The organism is Nocardia sp. NPDC050799 (genome assembly GCF_040654015.1).
Taxonomy (GTDB): Bacteria; Actinomycetota; Actinomycetes; order Mycobacteriales; family Mycobacteriaceae; genus Nocardia.
In genome coordinates this window covers 1-3,628 of the sequence record NZ_JBFAHF010000091.1, presented here as the reverse complement: position 1 = coordinate 3,628, position 3,628 = coordinate 1, and the positions used below count along the sequence as shown (strand labels likewise).

4 protein-coding genes are annotated in these 3,628 nt (G+C 64.3%); 1 reads left to right on the top strand and 3 read right to left on the bottom strand.

What is annotated here, in order from left to right; all coding sequences use genetic code 11:
• The first annotated feature begins 99 nt into the window (after positions 1 to 99).
• Positions 100 to 705 carry a dihydrofolate reductase family protein gene (locus AB0H42_RS35520; protein ID WP_357064229.1) on the top strand — a complete coding sequence of 202 codons (606 nt, stop codon included), beginning with the start codon at positions 100 to 102 and terminating at the stop codon, positions 703 to 705.
• Positions 706 to 829: 124 nt separating this feature from the next.
• Here AB0H42_RS35520 and AB0H42_RS35515 read toward each other — a convergent pair whose 3' ends face one another.
• The 3 genes from AB0H42_RS35515 to AB0H42_RS35505 all read right to left on the bottom strand — a co-directional run bounded on the left by AB0H42_RS35515 (position 830) and on the right by AB0H42_RS35505 (position 3,392).
• Positions 830 to 1,267 carry an RloB family protein gene (locus AB0H42_RS35515; protein ID WP_357064227.1) on the bottom strand — a complete coding sequence of 146 codons (438 nt, stop codon included), beginning with the start codon at positions 1,265 to 1,267 and terminating at the stop codon, positions 830 to 832.
• Positions 1,264 to 2,541, bottom strand: coding sequence for an AAA family ATPase (locus AB0H42_RS35510; protein WP_357064224.1), 1,278 nt, complete (start codon positions 2,539 to 2,541; stop codon positions 1,264 to 1,266). The genes AB0H42_RS35515 and AB0H42_RS35510 overlap by 4 nt, the downstream gene beginning before the upstream one ends.
• A gap of 110 nt (positions 2,542 to 2,651) precedes the next feature.
• A complete protein-coding gene (locus AB0H42_RS35505; RefSeq protein WP_357064221.1) occupies positions 2,652 to 3,392 on the bottom strand; it encodes an AAC(3) family N-acetyltransferase in 741 nt (246 codons plus the stop codon).
• Between the last annotated feature and the right edge of the window lie 236 nt (positions 3,393 to 3,628).

Sequence of the window (3,628 nt, the reverse complement as noted above, 5' to 3'; positions counted from 1 at the left end):
CGCGAGCTGACCTCGATCCTGGGCCCGGGAGCCGAACGTCGACGCTGACCAGCAGCGACGCCGTATCCGTTGGTTTTTCGGCGGTTACTACCGGACCCCATGTCGGAGCTTCTCGTCGACTTCATCACCTCTCTCGACGGTTACGCGTCGGGAGTGGGATGGCCCGGGTTCTGGGGCCTCGAGGGCCCGGAATACCTCGCGTGGCTCGGCGAGCAGCCCGAGCCCATTTACCTGATGGGGGCGAACACCTACCGCCTGATGTCGGGCTTCGCCTCCGGCGAGGTCCCGGATGGCCAAGACGAGTTCAGGCCCGAAGAAGAGGCGTCGGTCGATGAGCTCACGCAAGCGCCCAAGGTGGTGTTCTCCTCCTCGCTCGGGGAGCCACTGGCGTGGGCCAACTCCACGCTGGTCCGCGACGATGCCGTCGAGGCGGTCCGCGCCATGAAGTCGAGTGGTTCGGGGCTCCTCAGCACGATCGGCAGCCTCGGCCTGTGCCGGTCGCTGCTGCGAGCCGGACTCGTCGACCGCTTCCGGGTCGTGATGTTCCCGGTGATCACCGGGGCGACGGGTGCAGAACGCATCTACGACGGCTATCCGGACGTCGCCCTCGAGATGATCGAGCACCGCACCTTCGACGGCCGCATCCAGCTGGTCGAGTACAAGCCCAGCGTGCTCGAGCACCCGCCGCTCGGCACCCCTGCGTGACGTCTCCCTGTCCGCCGGTCCGGCCTGCCGCCGGGCCGGCGGGCATCGATACTCATCCGCTGGGCTGCCACGATGGCTGACCGATGCGATCATTTGTTGGTCTTCGCCACCTCGCGGATGTGGGTTACCAATTGGTCGAATGAGGACGAGGGATTGTCGTCCGGGAAGTCCGTACTCTCCTCGTGGTGCTTCTTGCGCAGGGGTTGCTGACAGCCAACTGCACGCCGTTGTCGCTCGCCATCTGCCTGGCGCGGTGGAGATGTGGATGGGGTTGCGGGAATTCCACGTCGAACACGCGCCAGTAGAAGTCGATGTCAAGATCGGCGCGCCGTTTGTCGGAGCAGGCTGTCTCCACGAGATGCATCGGGGTTGCCCCGGCCTCTTCGATCGAGATGTCTACCGAAACCACGTCGGCGAACTCCGGGAGCCGTTTGAGCGCGTCGATGTACTCGGGCTCGGTCGATACTCCTTCCGTGTACACGCGGAAGGTTGTTCGAACCGGCGTGGTTTCCGTTCTGCGTTTCAGACTCTTTGCCCGCCGGCCTCTGTCTCTGGCGCTCATCCGATCAATCCGAGTTCTTTCAGTACCTCTGGACGGGACACATCGGGCAGCGCGCCGAAACGGCCGCTGAGATAGCCGCTCTCGAGGTTCGCCGACCGGCGCACGCGTTCGCCCGCAAAGTCGGAGAGGGCGGCAAAACGCGTCGACCCATTCGCCACTTTCTCGGTCAGCCACACCTCATCTCGGTTCAAGTGGTTCAACAGGTTCGTGTCGTGCGAGGTGAACAGCAGCTGCGCCCCGTGCGGGTTGGACTTCCGTAGCTTGAAGAGTCTGACGAGCTGTGCGGTGAGGGTGGGGTGCAGGCTCGCGTCGAGCTCGTCGAAGAGGATGAGGGCCCCGTCCTGTAGGGCGTTGAGCACCGGTCCGATCAGCTCGAACCAGGCCCGGGTGCCGGCCGACTCGTGGCGGTAGTCGAACGGTAGTCGTTCGGTGTCGGCGAGGTGGACGAGCTGAGGGGTCCGGCGGACGATTGGCTCGCCGCGGCTGGATTCGATCCGTGTTTCCTCGATCTGGACGTCGGTCACTCCGAGATCGGCGAGCTGTAGCAGGGCCATGGCTTGTCTGCGAGTCGATTGCCATTCCGGCTCGTCGAAGACCGTGTCGTTCTCTGGTGCGTCGAGTTCGTCCTCCCGTGGAACATCGAAGAGCCGAAGAGTGGACCATCCTTTGCCGACCGAGTGACGCCGATCCCGGTTCAACGGCTGTCCCAATATCGTGAAGCGAACGACGGCTCGCGCGAACCCCGAGGTGATCGGTTCGTCGAAACGCCGCATGATGGACAGCGCCAGCGACCGATCGGTCAAAAGCTTCCGAATGCCGGAAAGGTCTCCGAGACCGCGTTGCAAGGTAAGTTCATTCGCAACGCGTTCGAAAACGCGGCGGCGCCGTCCTTCGGGATAGTGGAAAAGCGCCTCGTAGCTCACCCGGTGCCGTCCGAGATCGAGTAGGTACTCGAAGCGAACCCCGTCGATCTCCAGTTCCAGCGCGAACGACGAATCGCGGGTCTTCGCGTCGCCGAAAGCGAATGGTTCGACGGGGATCTCGTCGTCCCAAACGCGCAATGAGGTCCTGACAGCCTCACGAAGCCAGGCCAGCGCCGCCAACACGTTCGATTTTCCCGAGGCGTTGGGGCCGAAGACGCCCGCAACCGGCACGAGGGAGGCGCCGAACTTCGGAAATCCCCGCACCTCCGGCCGGTCGTCGACCGCAACCATCGACAGCTCGGCGGGAGCGAGTATCGAGCGGAAGTTCTCCACCTCGAACCGAATAAGCATCGGACACCTCGCTGCAATTGGATGGGTATTTTCGTCGAGAGATTACCAAATCAACCCTTTGATTGCGCTTGATCGGTGCGCTCGCTCGGTTCGGCCGGTACCCGCGAGAATTATCCGATCTTTCTGCGTAGCGCGCCGGTGGCGTAGTCGATCAAGGGTCGCTGTTCCAGCAGTCGCACGACCGATGAACCCAGCCGTCCGGTTCTGGCGTCGGCCGGTTGTGCTGCCGCGAACTCGTCGAGGATGTCGGCGAAATGGGTGTCGTCGTAATCCAGGTCCGAGAATCGCACCCACTGCCGTTGTCCATCGCGGACGAGCGGAGCGCCCTGGGTTATCGCGGTCCCCGTACCGGCGCGAATCTCCGCGAGGTGCAGGCTCGTGCAGTTGTTCGTGCCGATCAACAACACCCGTGCGTGGCGGTCGTACAAGCGCGCCAGTGGCGATCCCTCGCCGAGCGACATGTTCAACTCGTGGCCGCCGATGATCGCCGCCGCGTCGGCGCCGCATGCGGCGAACGAGACGTGGGGATGGTGACTCCGCTGCACATCCGGCCAGGTGCGAAATGTCTCGGCAATCGCGCCCATCCACTCGCTGGGAGTCCGCTCGGGATCGAAGGCCGGCAAACTGGCCCGCACCTCCGGCACCCATTCCGGGGGTACCGGAGGGTTCTGCCATCTCGCGGGATCGGTCAGGCCCGGCGTATGCGTCGGGACAACGAGCGTGCCCGAGGGAGTGAGTGTGTCCTGAAGTGCCTGGATGACGGTGACGGTGCCACCGGACACCCACCCCAGCGACTTCAGGCTCGCGTGTACCAGGACGAGGTCGCCGCTACGCAGCCCCAGCGTTCTCATGTCCTTCGCGAGGGAGGTCCGCGTGTGGGGGCGGGTTTGGCCGGTCGGCGCCTGTGGTGGCCGCGATGTCGACACGGGGCGCTCCTTACTCGGTCTCGAGATGGAATATTTGGCCCAGCGTGAGCTGACAGTACTGGTTAGAAGTCGCTCGAGTAGTCCTGGCTGATCCAGCGGTCGGGGCGGATCGTGAACAGAACGGACTGGGCGCCGTCCATCTGATCGGCGAACGCGCGTCC